Origin of the sequence: Aneurinibacillus thermoaerophilus, assembly GCF_019603355.1 — a bacterium.
GTDB classification, from domain to species: domain Bacteria; phylum Bacillota; class Bacilli; order Aneurinibacillales; family Aneurinibacillaceae; genus Aneurinibacillus; species Aneurinibacillus thermoaerophilus.
This window is the reverse complement of the sequence record NZ_CP080764.1, coordinates 1,587,676-1,608,061: the sequence shown is the minus strand read 5'-3', so window position 1 is coordinate 1,608,061 and position 20,386 is coordinate 1,587,676. Positions and strand designations below refer to the sequence as shown.

The 20,386-nt window shown below is 43.4% G+C and carries 17 protein-coding genes; 6 read left to right on the top strand and 11 right to left on the bottom strand.

Annotated features, from left to right (window positions below; translation table 11 throughout):
• Window positions 1–111: 111 nt before the first annotated feature.
• The 4 genes from K3F53_RS08410 to K3F53_RS08395 all read right to left on the bottom strand — a co-directional run bounded on the left by K3F53_RS08410 (window position 112) and on the right by K3F53_RS08395 (window position 8,106).
• Entirely contained in the window at window positions 112–1,470 is a 1,359-nt protein-coding gene (locus K3F53_RS08410; protein ID WP_220560388.1) for a sugar phosphate nucleotidyltransferase, read from the bottom strand.
• 101 nt (window positions 1,471–1,571) lie between these two features.
• On the bottom strand, window positions 1,572–4,994 hold the full coding sequence (locus tag K3F53_RS08405) for a glycosyltransferase (RefSeq protein ID WP_057898986.1): 3,423 nt from the start codon (window positions 4,992–4,994) through the stop codon (window positions 1,572–1,574).
• A 117-nt stretch (window positions 4,995–5,111) separates the two neighbouring features.
• Window positions 5,112–6,509 (bottom strand): glycosyltransferase family 2 protein, encoded by a 1,398-nt coding sequence (locus K3F53_RS08400; RefSeq protein ID WP_062731155.1) that lies wholly within the window; start codon window positions 6,507–6,509, stop codon window positions 5,112–5,114.
• Window positions 6,502–8,106 (bottom strand): tetratricopeptide repeat-containing glycosyltransferase family 2 protein, encoded by a 1,605-nt coding sequence (locus tag K3F53_RS08395; RefSeq protein ID WP_057898988.1) that lies wholly within the window; start codon window positions 8,104–8,106, stop codon window positions 6,502–6,504. Before K3F53_RS08395 ends, K3F53_RS08400 begins: the two co-directional genes overlap by 8 nt.
• Window positions 8,107–8,324: 218 nt before the next feature.
• On the opposite strand from K3F53_RS08395, the gene K3F53_RS08390 reads away from it, so the two are divergent.
• Together K3F53_RS08390 and K3F53_RS08385 are read left to right on the top strand one after the other, a co-directional pair.
• The gene (locus tag K3F53_RS08390; RefSeq protein WP_057898989.1) at window positions 8,325–8,663 is read left to right on the top strand and encodes a DUF1360 domain-containing protein; all 339 of its coding nucleotides are present in this window, start codon (window positions 8,325–8,327) and stop codon (window positions 8,661–8,663) included.
• Between the two features lie 197 nt (window positions 8,664–8,860).
• Window positions 8,861–9,214, top strand: coding sequence for a hypothetical protein (locus K3F53_RS08385; RefSeq protein ID WP_057898990.1), 354 nt, complete (start codon window positions 8,861–8,863; stop codon window positions 9,212–9,214).
• A gap of 154 nt (window positions 9,215–9,368) precedes the next feature.
• Here the strand turns inward: K3F53_RS08385 and K3F53_RS08380 are convergent, their stop codons facing one another.
• The 4 genes from K3F53_RS08380 to K3F53_RS08365 form a co-directional block, all read right to left on the bottom strand.
• On the bottom strand, window positions 9,369–9,860 hold the full coding sequence (locus tag K3F53_RS08380; protein WP_139184894.1) for a hypothetical protein: 492 nt from the start codon (window positions 9,858–9,860) through the stop codon (window positions 9,369–9,371).
• 704 nt (window positions 9,861–10,564) lie between these two features.
• The gene (locus K3F53_RS08375; protein WP_057898993.1) at window positions 10,565–10,747 is read right to left on the bottom strand and encodes a hypothetical protein; all 183 of its coding nucleotides are present in this window, start codon (window positions 10,745–10,747) and stop codon (window positions 10,565–10,567) included.
• 127 nt (window positions 10,748–10,874) lie between these two features.
• Entirely contained in the window at window positions 10,875–11,297 is a 423-nt protein-coding gene (locus tag K3F53_RS08370; protein WP_057898994.1) for a M67 family metallopeptidase, read from the bottom strand.
• On the bottom strand, window positions 11,297–15,214 hold the full coding sequence (locus K3F53_RS08365) for a hypothetical protein (protein WP_220560379.1): 3,918 nt from the start codon (window positions 15,212–15,214) through the stop codon (window positions 11,297–11,299). The genes K3F53_RS08370 and K3F53_RS08365 overlap by 1 nt, the downstream gene beginning before the upstream one ends.
• 213 nt (window positions 15,215–15,427) lie before the next feature.
• Here K3F53_RS08365 and K3F53_RS08360 point away from each other — a divergent pair, with 213 nt between their 5' ends.
• On the top strand, window positions 15,428–16,165 hold the full coding sequence (locus K3F53_RS08360; RefSeq protein WP_057898996.1) for a BMQ_0737 family morphogenetic spore coat protein: 738 nt from the start codon (window positions 15,428–15,430) through the stop codon (window positions 16,163–16,165).
• A gap of 76 nt (window positions 16,166–16,241) precedes the next feature.
• Window positions 16,242–16,847 (top strand): hypothetical protein, encoded by a 606-nt coding sequence (locus K3F53_RS08355; protein WP_057898997.1) that lies wholly within the window; start codon window positions 16,242–16,244, stop codon window positions 16,845–16,847.
• 50 nt (window positions 16,848–16,897) lie between these two features.
• Here K3F53_RS08355 and K3F53_RS08350 read toward each other — a convergent pair whose 3' ends face one another.
• Window positions 16,898–17,143, bottom strand: a complete 246-nt coding sequence (locus K3F53_RS08350) for an AbrB/MazE/SpoVT family DNA-binding domain-containing protein (protein ID WP_057900339.1) — start codon at window positions 17,141–17,143, stop codon at window positions 16,898–16,900.
• Window positions 17,144–17,477: 334 nt separating this feature from the next.
• Here K3F53_RS08350 and K3F53_RS08345 point away from each other — a divergent pair, with 334 nt between their 5' ends.
• Window positions 17,478–17,696 (top strand): hypothetical protein, encoded by a 219-nt coding sequence (locus tag K3F53_RS08345; protein WP_057898998.1) that lies wholly within the window; start codon window positions 17,478–17,480, stop codon window positions 17,694–17,696.
• Window positions 17,697–17,759: 63 nt separating this feature from the next.
• Here the strand turns inward: K3F53_RS08345 and K3F53_RS08340 are convergent, their stop codons facing one another.
• On the bottom strand, window positions 17,760–18,176 hold the full coding sequence (locus K3F53_RS08340; RefSeq protein ID WP_057898999.1) for a hypothetical protein: 417 nt from the start codon (window positions 18,174–18,176) through the stop codon (window positions 17,760–17,762).
• A gap of 163 nt (window positions 18,177–18,339) precedes the next feature.
• On the opposite strand from K3F53_RS08340, the gene K3F53_RS08335 reads away from it, so the two are divergent.
• On the top strand, window positions 18,340–19,413 hold the full coding sequence (locus tag K3F53_RS08335; RefSeq protein ID WP_162265025.1) for a CapA family protein: 1,074 nt from the start codon (window positions 18,340–18,342) through the stop codon (window positions 19,411–19,413).
• On the opposite strand, the gene K3F53_RS08330 is transcribed toward K3F53_RS08335, so the two are convergent.
• Complete coding sequence (locus K3F53_RS08330) at window positions 19,379–20,287, bottom strand: LysR family transcriptional regulator (protein ID WP_057899001.1); 909 nt, start codon at window positions 20,285–20,287, stop codon at window positions 19,379–19,381. The two genes, K3F53_RS08335 and K3F53_RS08330, sit on opposite strands and share 35 nt — an antisense overlap.
• Between the last annotated feature and the right edge of the window lie 99 nt (window positions 20,288–20,386).

The window sequence follows — 20,386 nt, the reverse complement described above, 5'->3', positions numbered from 1 at the left end:
GTGAGACCAGCTTACATGTACCACCATCGACGGCAAAAGCCAGTGCCTAATTACGATGCGCGAACTGGAGCATTTTGTAGAAGTATTGAAAAAGCGTATGAAGCAAGTGCTTCACACGCTTTTTATTTCTTCCCACGTCATACAGAGACGAATAATATCTTCTTCCACAAGCTCGCTGCCTATTTGCACTTCAATCAACTCCAGATCGGAGGTTGCTTTGACCCCGTGCTTGGAACCAACAGGAATTTGGAGCACATCTCCCTGTTTTACTCGCGACACCTTTCCATCAAGAATAAATTCGCCTTCTCCGGAAATAATGATCCAGACTTCTTTTCGTTTCAAGTGAATTTGATAACTAAGGTTTTTTCCAGCTAGCACTTTGAGTCTTTTGGTTAATGCTTCATTTCCATCTTCAAGCTTTTTATAATCCAAGACACGGTACCAGCCCCAGCGCCTCTCTTCATACATCGGTCGTTGTCCGATATCTTTCACGATTTCTTTCATGCGCGGGCTGGCTGACTTATTCGCTACCAAAATCCCATCAGGACTTGAAATCACGGCAATATTAGATAAACCTAGAACAGCAACAGGGATTTCCAGTTCATTAATCAGATGCGTATTGTTTGAATCAATGCTTACCATTCCTTTTCCGATTACATGAGTATCCATCTTCTCTGTTAGCGCATCCCATGTCCCCAGGTCTATCCAATCGCCTTCATAAGGTATGACTACAATCTGATCCGCTTTTTCTACCACTTCATAATCAAAACTGCTCTTAGGAAATTCAGCATATCGTGCAACCAGTTCTTCATAGCGAAGCGGAAGCCTTCTTTTGACTAATTGATTCAGCAGGTAACTGAGCTTAAACACAAACACTCCACAATTCCATAATGCTTTTTGCTCGATTAGCTTTTGCGCTTCCTCTTTATAAGGCTTTTCAATAAACTTTCGTACTGTCATATAAGGCATTATCAATTCATGATGAACAGGAACAATGTAACCGTATTTTTCGGAAGGGGAGGTTGGATAAGCTCCGATTAAAGCAATGTCAGCCTTTGATTCACGAATCGCTTGCTCTACCTCTTCCATCTTCTGAAAGAAGCGATCTTCTACATACGTATCGACAGGCAATACGCATACAATCTCATCCAAACTTACTTGAGCGAAAGAATAAAGATAACTAGCAGCCAAGGCAATCGCGGGAAATGTATCCCGCCGCTCTGGTTCTACAATTAACCGAATCCTGTCCCCTATTTGATTTTGAATTATATCCACTTGCTCTTTATTTGTGACAATATAGGTCGCATCTGCTAACTGGGCGGAACATAATTGCCGCCAAATTCTTTGTACCATAGATTCTAATTTCGTGCCTTCATGCTTTAAAACTTTCAAAAACTGTTTGGCACGAGAAGGATTGGATAATGGCCATAACCGCTTTCCTGACCCGCCGGATAGTAAAATTAATTTCACTTTTCTATCAACCTTTTGCCCATATTTTTGCACACGCATGCTCTCTACACATATGACTTGATGTTTCAACATTGTATAGTGGTAAGAGGATAAGAACCCTCTCAACCATAAAAATGTTTCACAAGCTCATCCATTCGCCGGTACATCCGTTCAGCTACTTTTTGTTTTGAGAATGTGTCAAGGACATCTTTTCTCGCCTTCATCCCGACCTGTTTCGCTTGCTCACTATTTTCATATACTTGGCGCATCAAAATTCTTACATGTTTCTCGCTCGGCTCAGCCCACTTGTGGCCATCCAACTCTCCGAAATATGGAATGCTCCGCTCAATAGGAACTAGCCCTTCTATATCAATTAAATAACTATTTGTATCGTTCATAAAAGCGGTCTGTCCACCCCAGCGCGTGCCAATCGTCGGCAAAGCCATCGCCATCGCTTCCATATAGGGACGCCCCCATCCTTCTCCACGTGAAGGCAGTACAAATGCGTCTACAGCAGCATATAATCGAATCATCTCTTCTTCGGTAAAATAAGAGTCAATGATTTGTACAGGAGGAATGTCGCTTATTCCCATTCTTTTTGCCTGCTCTAAAATCATTGCGCGAGGGTTTATATTTCCTTCCAGCATCTTACTTACCTTCAAAATCAAACATACATTCTCTTTAGAAGAGAATTCTTTAAAGTAGGCACTAACCAGTACATCCCAGCCTTTGCGCTTATTCCAATCAAATACTGACAAAAAATTGAATGCGTGCGCACTTGCGAGAGGATAAGGTTGAACTCGTTCCGGATTATATAGCTTACCATCAATTGTTCCCGGCAAAATAAAGATTCGTTCTTTTTCTACACCTGCCGCTGCAAATGTTTCTCTATTAAATTCAGAGGGCACCCATACTTCAGTCAACTCATTCATCTTCTCTACCCAACCGGGCGGAAGTGAGTCTGTTTCAAACATCGTACGGCCAATGGAGATGGGAGCACAAGGAGAAGAAAACAAATAAGCCGGGGCGGCTTGATAATGAATAAGCGGTTGTTTCAATGTGTTATTTTGCAGAGCTGTTACGTAATTTCTCATCTCAGTGTTTGTTAATTCAGGCTTTTGCTGATGTTCTGCCGGCTCAATTTTTACTTTTAAAGGGAACGGCTTTAATGCATCCAGAAAAACTTTCTGTTCCTCAGCATATCCAGAAGCGTTATAAATCGGGGAATGCCATAATACCTCATAAGCACGCTTTTGCGCTACTACATAATAATCATAGTTATTATATTGATAATGGGACTCTTTTATCGTTAGCCCGAACGTTTCTAAAATGGATTCTATTAACCGCTTTGGATAGGGGCGAACATGCGTCAAATCCAGCCAAAAGTTCTCAACTACAGGAGGATGGGCAATATTTGGGGTCAAAATGATGATCTTTCCATTGTTCTTTAAGGATTTGACACATTGAATGAACAAGTTTAACAAATCTTTGGGCGCAAGGTGCTCAATAATATGTCCCATAAAAATTCCGTCATACATCTCCTCTTTCCCAGCCAGGAAATCTTCTGCTCGTTTTTCCTCAATATTTAATCCTTTCGCCCTCCCCTGCACAACCTTTTCCTTGTCAAAATCAATCCCGACTGTTTCGACGCCAACTTGATTCAACATCTCCATAAGCAGCCCATTGCCGCACCCGATATCCAACACTTTGTCTCCCGGAAGAAAATAAGGCACCCAGTATTCCCGAAGCTGACGTATAGCGTCTTCCTCTCCTTCAAATTTGTGGGCGATACGATGATACAATTCCTGAACGTCTTTTCCTTCAAATCCCGCCTGATGGCTTGTGTATGTTTCTTTTGTAAGCAATATTCGTTCCCGCACTTTTTGCAGGCTTTGTTGTACATCCTGCCGGTTGGCGTCGATTTCTAAAGCCTTAGCATACATCTCCCTCGCGCGGAAATCATTGCCCATTTCGAAATAATGCCTGCCTACATCATGATACAATTCAATGAGTTGTTCCTTTTTCTTGCACTGTTGTATCATCTTCTGATAACAACTGATCACCTCAGACCTGTTTACGGGATTTCCTGTTATCCCTTTGCGAAACGCCGCCAGCGCCTTATTATATTCCTTGAGATTCGTATAGCAAATACCAATATAGTTCCAGAGCGTAGCCTGAAAGGTTTCATTCTGCTGCTGCATAATATTAGAGATAAACTCAAACTGTTCAAGCGCCGCCCTTGTCTCATTTTTTCGAAAAAGAAGAGTCGCCGCATAATACCGGGCATGAAGGGAAGTCGGATATGCATCCATTACACGCAAAAAAGTATCCAGTGCTTCATTTCCTAAATTTTGTTGATATAACTCCACCCCTTTTTGGATTTCGGTGCTGATAATTTCTTGATCGCTTGCTCTCGTTGGTTGCTTCTCCGAAAGCATTGCTTGTAAACGGTCAGAAACCAATTGGGCACTGCGGTTCCAGGTAAATGTAGAGAGAATTTCCTGGCTTGCTTTTTGTCCTTTCTGCTTTGTTACATCCTGGTTTTCATAGACGAATCTCATGTTTCTTTGCAATTCATTTTTATTAATTTTCAACCACCATGGAAAATCAATGGTTTCCATGTCACCGATTTTTTTGTCTGGCCATTTTTCTTGCTCACATGAAATCAAAAAAGCAATCCCTTCATGGCAAAAATCTTTGCTCGGCCCTAAAGAAGGAACCATTGCGGGCGTACCGCACGCCATCGCTTCAATAATGGGCAACCCAAATCCTTCTCCGCGGTAAGGATGAACCAGACAACCACATGCTTTGTACAAACCCGCGAGTTCGTCAGGGGACAGTTCGTGATTTATATACAATATTTCGGGATTTTTTTTATCCAACCGCAACTGTTGAATCAGCTCTCCCAAATTCCTCCCGTTATAAAACGAATTCGTTCCAAAATCCTTAATCACCAAACAAACATCATCTTCCGGTGTGAATTCATCTAAGTATGCCTGCAATAATATATCAATCCCTTTGCGTAAAATGGTGCCACCGACAAACAAAAACCGAAAAGACTTATTCGTATTTAAAGCCATCGGTTCCACATGATAATGGAACGTATTTTCGTCGACACCAAGCGGGATGACTTTAATCTTGCTCTCGGGAATTCCCGATTGTACATAACATGCTTTGTTATAGGTACTATAAACCCAGATTTCATCCACCCAATATTTCATAGGAATGTACCATTTCCGTGGAATGGAGCCGAATTCCCACGGTTGCATTAAAATCCATCTACCGCTATTTGGCCTGGTGAAGTCGGGCGGCCATTGATGCCTTACCGTTATATCTGCCTGACTATCTCTCGTAACGTATCTTTCCTTAATTGACTTCATTTCTTTATCCATAACAAAGTTTGAATCTTCTTCATAGGAAATAATCCCAATATCAAATTTGTTTTCGACGATGAGCCTTTTGCATAGTTCCCGGTTTACCAAGGCTAAGCTATGATTGATACATTGTGAGCCTACCCAGTTTATTTTAAACGTATCCGAATTCAAAGCGCACACCTCCAGTATTTTATTTACCCATGATATGTTTAGAACCCCTGTACACATGATGTTAATTGGATGGTTACGTTTCACTTTAGAAAAAAACACCAGATACGGCTGCTTGATTCATACAGAAGGATTGGATGGGTACTCTAATGTAGAGTGTAGACCGGTAACAGCTTGATACAAATTGTATAAATTGGGGTAAAGGGCTACCTTCGTTGCTAACAGTTGCTTCAATTCAAGGAGCATGGTCGCCGCTAATTTGCAACGGATCTCGTCTTGCAACGGCTGCTGGTTTATCATCTGTTTATAAAGTTTTCTCGCTTCCGGGTACTTTTGTTGGGAAAGCAAGTGGGCGGCATATAACAAAGGGTTCTCTTGTGTCTTTTCAGAACAAGGCATATTTATGGGCACATATCCAAATTCATCTACTAATTTGGAGACTTTTTGCTGCAACACCGTATTTTCTGTCTTATGCATGAACGAAACAAGTTGTTCCAGCTGCTTTTTTCCATTAAGTTCAACACATTTACCAAATACTTCACTAACGGCTTCGATATCTATGTTTTTCGTATCGTCCATATGGTTTGTAGTAAATCGTTGATGAAGCAAGCGGAAGGTCACCGTTTTTCTATCATGACCTGCCAGCGTCTCCATTTGCTTTACGTACATATCGGCTTCATTGAATTTTTCTTCAACCCAAGCAATGATACACAGCGCTTCTAACGACTGAAAATAATACAGGCTTGAACTCGGCACACTGGCCAATAGCGCTTTCGCTTTCGGAAGTAATCCAATCCCCATGAAAGATAATCCTTTCATGCTGCTTAGCCAATCATTCGATAGGCCGATATGCTCTAACTTTTCAAGCATATGAAGCGACATAATATAGTTTCGCTTCGCAATCAGCGATTGAATCAGCGGGTGGAAGATACGATCGATGCCTGCATCGAGTGGTGAGCCTGCCTCTTTTCTCTTTTCAATCACATGATGTAAGTATCCATAACGATGAATTTTTACAGGAAGAAATCCAATTTTCGCGTCGTTTTCTACCTCTTCAATATTTAGCCTCTCGTAGAGCGGATGAATGAAGCGATAACCCATGCGATTTCGAAACAGTCGGATATGGGATGTCTGAATTCCTTTTTCTGTTACGGAGCTTTCGCCATAGTACGTAATGAAAGGCAGACAGAAAGCATGGTATTCTTTTTTATCCCGGTTTGCGCGCAGTTGATCCCGATCATTTTCATCAAGTTCTTCATCAGCATGCAACCAGAGAATCCAATCCCCTGTTGCACGTTCTAGAGCAAAATTGCAGGCATCCGCGAAATTCCCATTCCAGGAAAAGCGAAATACTTGCGCCCCAAACGACTGGCAAATTTCTGCCGTACGGTCAGACGAGCCTGTATCGACAATGATCATTTCATCTACTACATCTTTTATGCTATTTAAACAACGGGCCATCCACTCTTCTTCATCTCTAACAAGCATACACAAGCTCAGGCAAGGGAACTTAGGCAAGGGACATAACCTCCAGGATTTGATGAATTTGTTCTTTGTTGATGATGCTAGAATCAGGATGATAAAACAGCCCTTCCTGTAGCAACAGGGCGGCTTCCTCTAAATATACTTTCGCAAGCGCGCGCAAAAGAGATTCATTATTTCCAATGCTGCTCATCAAATGAAGGGCGGCTTCTTGTTGCCCGCTCGCTGCGTAACAATAGTAAAGAAAAAGGCGTGATACGCCATAATTAGGGAACGTTTTATTCAGGCGCTCCAACCAGTAAATGCCCTGAGCATAGTTTCCTTCTCGCAACGCACAAATTCCCGCAAGGTAAAAAATCTGTTGATTAGCTGGTTCTATCCGTTCTGCTTCCAGCAAATAATGTTTGGCTGCTGTAAATTGATACCATGTTATGAGGAGTTGCGCCATCAACATATAGTCTACGGTCTGGGCAGGCTGGACAAGCTCATGCAATTTCGCCGTTGCTTTTTCCACCGAACTTTTCTTACAAAGCAAAGGAAACAGTTGATAAAGAGGCTCCGTCCATTTTCGGTTACATACATATGCCTGCTGGAAATGGTGAACCGCCTTATCGACTTGATTTAATTTTCTGTAAGAAAGCGCTAAAGCATAATGGGCTTTCTCATTACTTAATGCCTTATTGCTGGGATACTTATGAATAGGAGATGATCCCATAGCCAGACATTGGTGAAACATCTCTATCGCTTGTGAGTATTCACCTAATTCAAAAAGGCAAACTGCTTTCAAATAAATGAGATCTGTAAAATCCGGAAAAAGTTGTATTCCTTCATCAAGAAGATGGATGGCTTCGGGAAAGTTCCGCATCGCCAGTAGCGCACTGGTATAATTCTTGAACAAGCTTGCTACCCAGATTTCTTGAAAGTCCTGCAAATGCTTGCGAGCAAGTTGAAATTGCTGACTTGCCTCCAAATATCGCTTTACATTTAAATATTCCGTACCAAGATTGTAATAATGAAATGGATGGCCAGGATGTTTTTTCACCTCCGCTTCAGCAATTTTTATATTTCGTTCTACTTTGCGTTTTTTCTGCATTACTGCTGCCGAATATCCATAATGATGAATACGAATCGGTGTCATTAACAAGCTGTCCGTTGTGCTCCGTTTAATAATAGACAAAGTAATTTGTTCATGAAGAGCGCCAACAAAACGGTATTCAGGCCTATTCCTCCACAATCGGACACTGGGAAATACGCATACATCTCCGGTAAATTCAAAGTTGTGGTTGAGAATTTGAAAAAGGTAGCCTTCTGCTGTCCCTGATTGAATTAATGCCTGAAATTTCCTCCTGTCTTCTTGTTCGAGCCGTTCATCCGCATCCAGCTGTAGAATCCAATCTCCTGTCGCTTTCTTCAAAGAAACATTGCGCGCCTTAGAAAAATCGTCTTCCCAAGGTTTGTGGAACACCTTAGCGCCATATTTTTTGGCAATCGCAACGGTTCGATCTGTTGAGCCAGTATCCACGATAATGATTTCATCGACAAGCGATTGCACACTCTCTAAGCAGGCAGGCAAATGCTGTTCTTCATCCTTAACAATCATACACAGGCTTACTTTTGCTTTTTTGGTACCCATTCACATCTTCCCCCCATTCTCTATCCTCTTCTCAACCTCAACACGATTCCTCTTTTTTATCGTATTTCCTAATGGTTGGATATGTGACTAGAAAATGCAAGAGGAATAGTCATAAAGGAACGGGAACCTGCATTTCGCTTTCTCATTTTCTACAAGGGGATATCATAAAATACAATATTGACTGGAGAGCTACTTATTTCAGAAAAGGAGGAGACAGCTTGCCTGAACTTTCATGGATTCATCTGGTTATTCTCATTTTCGCTTCTTTCCGCCTTACCCACTTGCTTGTATTTGACGAAATCACATCATTTATCCGAGCCCCTTTTTTAGCCATAACGCATGAAGAAGACGTAGATGGCCAGACCATCCAGCACATTGAGATCAAGGGAACAGGCCTGCGTCGCTTAATCGGCAAACTTTTAAGTTGCTATTGGTGCGTCGGCATTTGGTCCGCCGCGCTGGTAGTCACGTTATACTGGTTCTTGCCAGCCTCATTTATTTTCCTGGTGATTCTCGCCATCGCGGGAGCGGCGGCCCTCATTGAGTCAAAAACATAAGCTTCATCCTTTCTTCAACCCCATCTTACGAATGGATAGCATTGATGGACATCTGCAACTGCCGGGTCTTTATGTCCGGCAATTTTTATTCATGTCCCTTTTCCCCACAAAAGTAAAAATACATCCTCATCCTCCATAAGAGCCGAGACAGGCTGGACAACACGATAATACAATAGTTAAAAAGTGGGGTGATAAAAGTGGACAGAGAACAAAAAGTGATCCCTTTTGCTTTATTAAAAGAACGCGGTACAATACGAAGAAAATACAAAGAATACCACAACGAAACACTGACTCGGCTGCTGCTTGAATACCATGAACAGTGCAGCGAACTATTCGATTTATGTATAGAGTCGCGCAAATTATTGATTGAATACCGGGAAAAATACAGCCGAATGCGCGAATTGTATACGAAATCCTGTGAATTAGTAAAGCAAAAACAGGAAGATATGCAACGAACCATCAGCGCATATTCGCTTATGAAATGTTTTATTGCGAAAAAGGGGCTGGAAGATGAATTTAGAAATTTTATTCGGACTCTTCCCCATGGCTAACAGGCAGACTGGCTTATTATGTAAGAACGACTTGCAGGCGTTTGCCTTCTCGCTCTTTTTCCGTCCGTATCAGACGGCATCGCCAGCGCCTTCAACAAAACACAAAGCTCTCTGTCAGCGTATGCTAACAGAGAGCTTCTGTGCTTTTTCCCTATTATACGGGTGGGTTCGGGTTAATCTCTTCAGCGGTAAAGACAAATGCGGAGGTCGTAATTCCGCTGGAGGTAGGCGGCACATCTACAGTCAGGAAGTACGTATGCGTTCCCGGCGGCACGTTCTGATCGACAAAGTGGAAGCTCGTCGTTGTCGGATTGAACGCAAGGGTAACCGTAAGAGGCAGAACCAGAGCGGAAAGCGTTAAGTTTAGAAGCGAGCTTGTATCCGTAATTTCGAAAACGTTCACGCCAGCCGGTCCGATGGCATCCCGCCAGATTCTAAACGTTCCCGGGACGCCCAAGTTAATGCTCAACGGGAGAACCGTGATCGGTAAAGTAGTAAGGCCAGCCGGAGCCCATTCTACCGTTCCTTCCAAATACACCCGATCGCCCACCTGGTCAGTTGTGATCGTCACCGAAGTAATGGGCTGTTGGGTAGTAGGGGGGGGCGTAACCGGCACGCTTTCGCTTACTTGTAATTCACAAAGCAAATTACATTCCTCTCCCCGTACAGGGGGCGGACATGAAGGCGGGCAAAAGATCACTGGATTAGCAGGACGGCAACCTGGACAGCACGAATTTAAACAAAAACTACAAGCCAATATAATCATCTCCTTTTTTCATTTACTATATTCTATATACATGCATATCTCATTGACTCCACGCTTACCCTGATGAATTCACACATTTTATAAAATCAAAATGCGTTTATAGCAAGACAGCATATAAAAAAGTCTGTCATCTCCTTGACTCCCGTAAATTACGCAACAAGCAAATCGCTCATCATCCTCCATGTTCCAACATTCGCACGACTGACAAAAGAATAGGGGCATAGAAAAGAGGGAAATGAGCCCTTCATTCAAAACGAAAGAAAGCTCCCCGGCAAGATACTGAAGAGCCTTCCTATCCATCTTCCTTATCTCCGATTCTGTTCCCCACCAGTGTCTTCGAAAGGATAGATTACTATATTCTATTATTCTAGTATGTAAATGCCTCCGCGTCTGTCGTAGGGAAATTATCTATTTTCTATATTCATAACATTTGGTATATCGATATCCTTTCTATAATATCTATCTCTTCATGTATGTTCCGACATTTGTACCGTGATAGGAAAATTTTCAGATAAAAAGGAACAAAAGAAGTGAGAAGCAGGCAGGCGCCTAGCGTCTGATTTCCGCTTCTCACTTTGTTATCTCTATTTCCTTTTTACCACCTTGGCTCCGCCACAAGCGCATCCGCCTTTTTTCGCTTTATTCCGAGCTTGTTGTGAAAATCCATAACTTCCCCATATGTTGTCTCCCTGCTTTAGGATTGTACTTTTGCTGTTGGTTTTATTCGGATAAAGTCCCGGGCTTACCCGATACTTAGGGTTGTTCATGCTAACCACTCCTTTCTACTAGCATGTACCATCCTATTAACACAATATGCTTACTGCACAAAATGGTGTGATAGAGTAAAAAAAGAGGCTTTCTTACATGAAATAGAAAACCTCCTTACCCTGTTTTTTAATCGCTTCTGAAAAACACAAGCTCAAGCGACCGCACTTCATTATTTTTCATTGTAAAGCAACGTACAACCGGAGACGGAGCTGCTAGCGATACAATGATGTAAGCCACCTCCGGATAAGGGTTGTAGGCGATATCCGTTACGGAAGGGTACGCTTCCGTTGTGGGATGCGAATGAAAAATTCCTGTTAATTGTTCTCCCTGCTGTTTCATCTTCTCCAATACTTCCGCTACAGCCGGCTTCGATAATAAAAAGCGATCTGGCTTCTTTGCTTCATTTGAAAGTTTCCAGAGCGTAAGACCAATCTCAGCCCCTATCGGACCAGAAATGAGTCCGCACGCTTCGTTCGGAAGCTTCTGTTTACAATAAGCAATCATCTCTTCATATGTTGCTTCGTGCAGGTGAAATGGAGCGGGAAACATTATTCCTCCTCTTTTCCGAACATCACATTTTTTTTTGCAGGTTCTACTCTATCTCCTGTATTTTCCGTGAACATCTCTATTCTCGTATTTTCATCTTCAGCAAAAGCTCTGTTCGGTTCATGTATATTGTAAAGCTGCCCCCCTTCTTCCGATACCTGGAAAGAAGAAAATGAGTTAAAGGTTCCTTTACTTTCGGAAGTAGGCTTCATCTGTCCGTTTGTGGCCAGCGATTGCAGCATTTTGAATGTCCCTTTACTTTTGGCCAGCTTGGTCTGTCCATGCGCTTCCATTTGCTGCATATTCAAGGCTTCTTCACTTTCAGCCGGCTTCGTCTGTCCATGTACCGCCATTTGCTGCATATTCAAGACTTCTTCGCTTTCGGCAGGCTTCATCTGTCCATGCGCCGCCATTTGCTGCATATTAAAGGTTTCTTCGCTTTCGGCCGGCTTCATCTGTCCATGCACCGCCATCTGCTGCATGTTAAAGGTTCTATTGCTTTCGGCAGGCTTCGTCTGTCCATGTGCTGCCATCTGCTGCATGTTAAAGGTTCTATTGCTTTCGGCAGGCTTCGTCTGTCCATGTGCTGCCATCTGCTGCATGTTAAAGGTTCTATTGCTTTCGGCAGGCTTCGTCTGTCCATGTGCCGCCATCTGCTGCAACCTTTTAAACGTTCCTCCTGCGTTGATCTGTCCTCTCTTCATATCAGTAACCCGCATCATAACTGACGGGTTTGGCCTGGCAAACGCCTTCTGTTCCTCGAAAATTCGCATAAACCACGGCTTCTTTACGGCCACTGTTTCCGGTGCAGGTGTTGCCTCTTTTTGCGGAAGCGCCGTTAACTCGACCACCTGTTTTTCTAACTCCCCAATCTTCTGTTCCTTCTCGACCATACGAGTGTGTGCCTCTTCTGTATCTTCCTTAAGCTGGGCAATATGATTTTCCAGTTCCTTTTTCTCAGCTTCATATTGCATCGCCTGCTTCTCCAGTTGCTGTTGCAGTTCATGCAGCTGTTTGTCTTTTTTATCAAGTTCTGTTTGGACGTGATTCGCTTTTCCTTCGTATTCATCAATTTGGCTTTCCAGTTGCGCTTTTTCGTTTTTTAGCCAGTTTTCTTTCTGCTTCAACTTGGTAATGAGTCGCTCTTTCTCTTCCATTTCCATCCGAACTTGCGTTACCGTATCATTTGTCAATTTCATCTGCTGCTTTAGCTGTTCAATTTCCTGCGCAAGTCGCTTTCTCTCTGTTTCATGTTCCGCCACTTTCTTCTCAAATCGGCTATTTAGCTCACGAATTTCTTGATCTTTGTTGAATAACTCCTCCTGCATCTGCTTCATTTCTTCGTTGAACTGTACCCTTAATTGTTGAAGCAGTTTGTCTTTTTTGTGAAGTTCATCATGCAATTGTTTGTCTTTTTTATTAAGTTCCGTTTGTGCGTAATTCGCTTTTCCTTCATATTCATCAATTTGGCTTTCCAGTTGCGCTTTTTCGTTTTTCAACCGGGTTTCCCGCTGCTTCAATCTAGCAATAAGTTGCTCTTTCTCTTCTATTTCTGTCCGAACTTGTGCTACCTCATCATCCATCTTTTTAATTTGCCGCTTCAACCGCTCGATTTCTTCCACGAGTTGCTTTTTCTCTGTTTCATGTTCTACCATGCTCTTCTCAAGCTGACCGTTTAGATCACGAATTTCCCGTTCTTTATTAAATAATTGTGTCTGCGCCTGCTTCACTTCTTCATCCAACTTTGATTGCAATTGTTGCAGTTGTTTATCCTTTTTATCAAGTTCAAATTGCGCACGGCTGGATTTTTCCTCGTACTCATCAAGCTGATGTTCCAGTTGCGCCTTTTCGTTTTTCAGCCGGGTTTCCCGCTGCTTCAATCTAGCAATAAGTTGCTCTTTCTCTTCTATTTCTGTCCGGACTTGCGTTACCTCATCATCCATTCGTTTAATCTGTCGCTTCAACCGCTCGATTTCTTCTCTCAATTGCCTTTTTTCTATCTCGTGTTCAGCAATTCTCTTTTCAAGCCGGCTGTTTAACTTATCAAATTCCTGTTCTTTATTGCTCAATTGTTCCTGCGCTTGCTTGACCTCTTCCTCCAGCGCATGAATATGCTGCTGTAATTGTGCCGCGAATTGTTCATGCTGCCATGCATCATTTATGGCTTGTATCGCTTCCGCTTCCTTTTCCTTTGCGTCATACCGCTCAACTTTTTGTGCAAACTGAAGCTTAAGCTCTTCGATTAATTGATCCTTTTCCATTAAATATTCCTGCGCCAGCAACAATTCTTGTTCTAATTCATTAATATGCTGCTGTGTTTGTTCATCAATTAACTGCTCTTTTTCCAACAAACACGATTCGGCGTATTTCACTTCCTCTTCAAGATAACGAATACGCTCCTGAATTTGCGCTTTCTCTGCTCCATACTGTGCCAGTTTCTGTTCCAATTGCAATCTAAATGCCTCAATTTGCTGATCTCGTTCCTCTACATGTACCTGCGCTTTTTTCAACTCTTCTTCATAGTGCGCGATTTGCTGTTGCAGCCGCCTTATTTCTTCTTCTTCTCTCTCGTTCGCGCGCTTCTCGCGCACTTGCTGAAGCTGTGCCTCAAGCTCAGCGGCGCGCTGCTCAAGCTCCATTTTTTCCGCTTCATATTGCGCCAATTTCTGTTCCAGTTGCCGTTTAAACGCTTCAATCTGCCGTTCGCGCTCTTCTGCATGCCGTTGTGCTTTTTCCAGTTCTTCTTCATAATGCGCCATTTGCTGTCGCAACACGTTTTCATGCTCTTCTCTCTCTTTCGTATGTTTCTGCCGCGACTGCTGTAGCTGTGCTTCAAGTTCAACCATACGCTGCTCAAGCTCCGCTTTCTCCGCTTTATATTGCGTTCGTTTCTGTTTTAGCTGTTGTTTAAGTTCCTCGATTTGCCGATCGCGTTCTTCTACATGCCATTGCATTTTTTTCGAATCTGCTTCATAATGCGCGATTTGCTGTTGCAACTGTCCTTTCTCTGCTTCATACTGTGCCGCTTGCTGTTCTAGCTGCCATGTAAGTTCCTTAATCTGCCGATCTCGTTCCTCTACATGTACCTGCGCTTTTTTCAGTTCTTCTTCGCAGCGCGCGATTTGCTGCCGCAACGCTAATTCATTCTCTCCTTTCACATCCGCAACCTGCTGCTGTGCCTGCTGAAGCTGCGCTTCAAATTCAACCATACGCTGCTTAAGTTCCGCTTTCTCCGCCTCATACTGTGCCGCTTGCCATTCTAATTGTTCAATATGTTGCTGTTTTTTGTACAGGCATGTCTGCATTTCTTCTAGCTGGCATTCAAGCTCCTCCATGCGCTGCTGTGCTCGCTGATTCTGCTTTTCATTTTCCTCAGTTCTTTCCTCAAGCTGCGTTTGGAGCTGCGCAATCTGTTGTTCTCTTTTCACAAGCCGATTTTCCCATTCTTTTTTATATCTTTGCTCCTGCTCGTACAGCTGTGTCTGAAGGGTCTTCGCTTCTGTTTCCATTTTTTTGACGCGCTTTTGCCAATCCTTTTTATCGTTCTCATATTGCGCAACCTTGCCTTCCAAGACATCCACTTCGCACGCTAGCTTTTCTATTGTCTGTAAAAGCTGCTCCTTCTCCTCCATATGATGCCTTCTTTCTTCGCTCAATTCGTGCAAACGCCTGTTCTGTGCTTCCAGTTCATCCTGCAGTGATAAAATTTTGTTCTTCAGTTCTTCCTGTATCTGGCTAAGATTTCCACTATTCTTATACTGTTTGACTCTTGTTTTATAACGAGAAAGCTCCGCTTTATAGCGCGAGAGAATGACTTTATAGCGCGAAAGCTCAGATTGTAAATTAATTAGCTTTTGTTTTAACTGCAATTGGCTCGAATCACTTGATTCGAACCGGACGATCGAACCATCTTTCATCATCAATCACCTCTTCTTGATATATGTCCCTTGTGTCTCTCTATTTTTATGCATCCGTCTAGATATAGGTGAAGTCGTCGTGAAAAATGCTAAACGATTTTTTTCTTTTTTACCTATCGTAAAAAATTCCGCGAATGCCTAGAACTGCCTCCGAGCCCTCTCCATAAAATAAAGTAGTTCCAATCCCCACCAATACTTCAGAAAGGATGGTTATGCATGCATATAAACCATGAATTTAACCCTGAAGCAATTCAAGGCGCACAACAAGAAACTGTATGTATCAAAGTGCCTAAAGTGTTTGACTGGGTAACCCGCCAAGTCGACGTTCCACTCATTAGCCAGCGCGGTCTTCTTACTGAGGTTTTCCCTGGTTGCACATTACCCACAGGAATAACCACCCAAGATGTTGCAAAATTCGGAACCGTCGAATGCTTTTTATCCGACGAGTTCGGAAAACCGCTTGATCCGTTAGATGAAGGATCGATTTGCTGCGTTGAAATCACGCAGCCGGGTGGTCGTCAAGATGTGCAGGTTACGCTGCCTACAGGCGAAGTAGTTACACTGCAAAAAGTGAAAGTGCTGAAAAAAGGATTCGTCACCGTTGTTTTAAAGGTGCTGCCAACCGTATGTGAGAAACCAATTATCTGCTGTGTAACAAAACCGTTCCAAGTAGCAGAGAAGTTTTTCCTGTGCGCACCTCCGGGAACATTCCTACAGTGCCATATTACTGATTTTGAATGCGATGCGCAGCTCATTTTCTTCCCTTGCACCGGCACAAATGGAACCGACGAATTCCAGCTCGATATTTCCATCAACATGTGCCAGGACATTCAAATGGAAGCGATGGTTAAGCTCGAAATTTTGGCCGACTTCTGCCAGCCACGTCCAGAATTGCCATTCGAATGCCCACCGCGCCCGTTCCCGCCGCAATGCCCTACTGTTTTTCCAGGTTAATCGGCATTCTTTCTCAGACAAGGAGAGAAATCCTCTCTTCTTGTCTACATTACTTTTTTAGAAAAAGGAGAATAGAATGGACAAGAACCATACGCAAACCATCCTATCTTACTGTGCTGAACTTTCACGTTACACCGCTTTAATTGAAAAAGAATTGACTAAGCCTATTCAGAAGCCAAACGATAACCAGGAGCGAGCAACAAGCGACGGGGGCAGGATAGAAAGTGCGGCTTTTTTTAATTACTCGGTCATTTTGCCAGATGAAGATGAAGAAAACAATGTGCTTGTTATGGGCGACTTCATTGTGAAAAATACGGGAAACGCGACGCTACATGCGCCGATCATTTGCATCCGGATTTCGCCCGCTCCAGCGGGAACACTGAGCGGAAAGATCAGAAAAACGAAAAAGCAGACATCCTTTTTGATTGAATCGTCCTCTTCAAATGAATGGCAGTACATTCAAGAGAACGAGAGTGAACAGGGAAAAAACAACGGGGAGTACTGGCTAACTCCGCTCTTCTGCAACGAATTGATGGCTGGCAACCGCTTGGTCTTTGCCAATTTTACATTGCATCTTACGAAACCACCTGAAGGAAATTCCATCATTGTGAAAGGGTTCGCCTATTTCAAGGAGCAATACGAAGGAGTAGCGGCGCTAAATAATATCGTGATTAATTTTTAAATAGAGAAAAGAAAAAAGAACGTCGGCCCTATATAAGGCCGACTGTTTTTTTACTCCATTTCTTTTAAATTCGTCAGACAGCTCTTGCAAATGTTGCGTCCACGGTAGCTTGTGATATTTTCTGCCGAATCGCAAAAAATGCAGGCCGGAGCGTACCGCTTCAAAATAATTTTTTCTTCATCAACGAAAATCTCCAGCCCATCCTTTTCGGCGATACCCAAATTGCGACGCAACTCAATCGGAATCACGACACGTCCCAACTCATCTACTTTCCGAACTACACCGGTTGCTTTCATTGCCATTTTTATGCCCTCCTATGCTTTATCTTTAAATAGCTGACTGTTTTCTTACCTTAAATTTTATCAAGTCTACAATTAATTAACAGTGCAAATATTGCATGGAATTGGCAATAGTCCCTTTTACTTGCATTGCTGTATCTTATAGTTTCCGGGACTTTTCGCGTATTGCCCTTTGCGCCTGCACATGGCATGATGACAATACGTATTTGTATAGATTGTGTACAGGCATGAAAGACAAACGGCTCCGCTCGTTTCCCCGGTCAAAAAAACCACCCACGCTTCGAAGATCATACTATACAAACTTAGGCATCCTAAGGTGGTGAATCTTAACATGTTGAAGAAACTGCGCAGAATGTTCAGCAGTACAGCAAAACCGGAAGAAGGATGGGTTGTTGTGTTCCTTGACCGCAACGACTTCCGGTTACGAGCTATGCAACGACGTCTGGAAGAGAAAGGAATCCGGACATTTGTGGAAAAAAGGGCCGCTATCTATGTGCATGAAAGCGAACTGGAAGAAGCGAAGCAAACCGTGGCCGAATGGGTTAACTAACGGCATAAATGAAAGCAGGGATAGGCAATTTCCCATCCCTGCTTTTTCTTTTTTCAACCGTATTTAGAACGGTTTGTTCATCATCATAAACGCGATACAGCCCATTAAAAATATGGAAAAAAGTCCGACACACAGGTTCTGAAAACGAAGCGTTTTCAATTCTTTCTCGGCATAAATTTTGCGACTGTTTGCTACTTCTACCAAACCACGCATAAGAAACCGCTTCATCATATAGAAAACAAACATATATAAAAGCATGGACACAATCAGCCACATCTGCATTAAATATTGAAACGAAGTAACGAAGAAAAACGCAATGCCCGTACTCCAGAGCACTACGTCGGCCGCGCAGTCCAACTTCCGATATGTGGCGAGAAAACGCCGGGTTTGCTCCACGCTTCGCAGCCGTGGAATCAAGAACAGCACGGCAAGCTTGGCCGTGATCGCCAGCAGATGGAAAGTCAAAACAACGTAGAACAACGGTTTCCACCCTCTCTTTTCTTTTCATTTTACTATGGGCCCAAGAATGCGCAAAGGTATTTTTTTGAAAGATAATCTTTTCATTCAACATAGGTGTGATATGATGTTATAAGGATAGAAAGGAAATAAAAGGAACATGTCTAAGGGAGAGGAAAAACATAGCATGAAAACATACCGAAAATACCGCTTCGCTTGGCTTGCGGCAGGCATCCTTGCCCTCGGGCTCCTTGCGGGCGGTTTAATGAACGTAATAGCTGACGCCAAAACCAAAAACGCCGATGTGATGATTACGAGCCTTGACCGCGTGACACTGGCATTTACAGGAGACTTACAGTTCACCGGTACGGTAGCTAAACAAATTAAAAAGAACGGAACAAGCTATCCGTTCACCGACGTGAAGCCTATACTGGCGCGAGCAGATATTGCGGTCGGCAATTTAGAAACGACACTGACAACCAGAGGAGCAGCGCAAAATAAACAATTCACATTCCGCTCCGACCCGCGCATGGCCCAGGCAATGGCTGATAGCGGCTATGATCTTGTTGGACTCGCAAATAATCATACGATGGATTTCGGTCAAGATTCGCTCCTCGATACCATTAAGCACCTGCAAAAAGCGAAGCTCATCCCCATGGGAGCGGGTAAAAATCTTACAGAAGCGACGCAAATCCACTACATAACAAAGCGCGGCAAAACAATCGCATTCTTAAACTATAGCCGTGTGTTACCTTCCACAAGCTGGATGGCTGGCGCGAACAAGCCGGGACTTGCCAGCGCGTACAATCCAAAAGGTATGTACAGCAAAGTCCGGGAAGCAAGAAAAAATGCCGATATGGTTATCGTTTTTATCCACTGGGGCAAAGAACGCATGACCGTACCTGAAGCATATCAGACAGAAATGGGGCATAAATTGGTGGATGCAGGAGCGGACCTTGTTGTCGGTCATCACTCCCACATCATGCAACCGGTGGAATGGTACAAAGGGAAGCTAATTGCCTACTCGCTCGGCAATTTTGTCTTCACAAAAAGCAAAATGGACCTCTGTAACCAGACGGCGATTCTCGAAGTGGCACTCAACGGCAAGCGCATACAGGCAAATCTTGTTCCAGCTCACATCATAAACGGACGGCCACGCCTGATGACGGGAGCGGAAAAAGCAAGCTTTCTGAACTTCATAGACCGCATCTCACCTAAAGCGACAGTTAAAAGCGACGGAACGATTGTTCCATCTCCCTAAGCACCTCTTTGACGGTAGACAAAAACGCACGGCTCGCGCGCGAGCGGTAACGGCCGCGGCGATATGCTATAACAAGCGTGCGCCGCGGCGTCGGATCACGCAACGATACATACACGGGCAGCATCTCCTCTTTCGAGAAACGCGTGATCATTCTGGGGACAAAGGCAATCCCCATTCCTGCGGCCACAAGCGACTGTACGGTTTCAATGTTGCTGCTTTCAAATACAACTTGCGGAACGAATCCCGCTTCTTCACACCATTTGGCGGCCAGGGTGCGAAACCCCTGGCCCTTTTTCAGCATAATAAACGCTTCAGCATTTAGTTCGCGAATCTCTACTTCCTTTCTCCGGGAAAGCGGATGATCAGGTGGCACAGCTAGACAAATTTCTTCTTCCAATATCGGCTCCCACTCAAGATTCGGCTCCTGTATCGGCAGTGAAAGCAGGCTCATTTCCGTTGTGCCGCGGGCCGTCAATTGCTCCAACACAAGGGTCGGTTCTTCAACCAAACGCACCTGGATGCCAGGATACTTTCTTTTAAACACGGGAAGTACGAGCGGCAAAATGTGTGCTCCCGTAATGGGCAGACTACCGACCGTAAGCGTCCCTTTTTCCAATTCCACCATATCCTGCATCTCTTTTTTCAATTGCTCCACCGCATCAAGAATTCTCGTCGCCGATTCATAAAAACGCTCTCCTGCATCGGTCAGGCGGGTCGAACTTGAACGCTCAAATAAAATAACATCCAATTCCTTCTCCAACTTGGCGATTTGCTGGCTAAGCGATGGTTGCGCTAAATGCAACTTTTCCGCCGCTTTTGAAAAACTTTTTTCTTCCGCGATCGTCACAGCATACAGCAATTGTCTAAATTCCATTCAAATCTTCCTTCTTCATTTTTATAGGAAAAACCTATACATTTTATAAATATTATATCTTTGAACTTTTCAGTTTTCTATGCTAAAACTTATATAAAG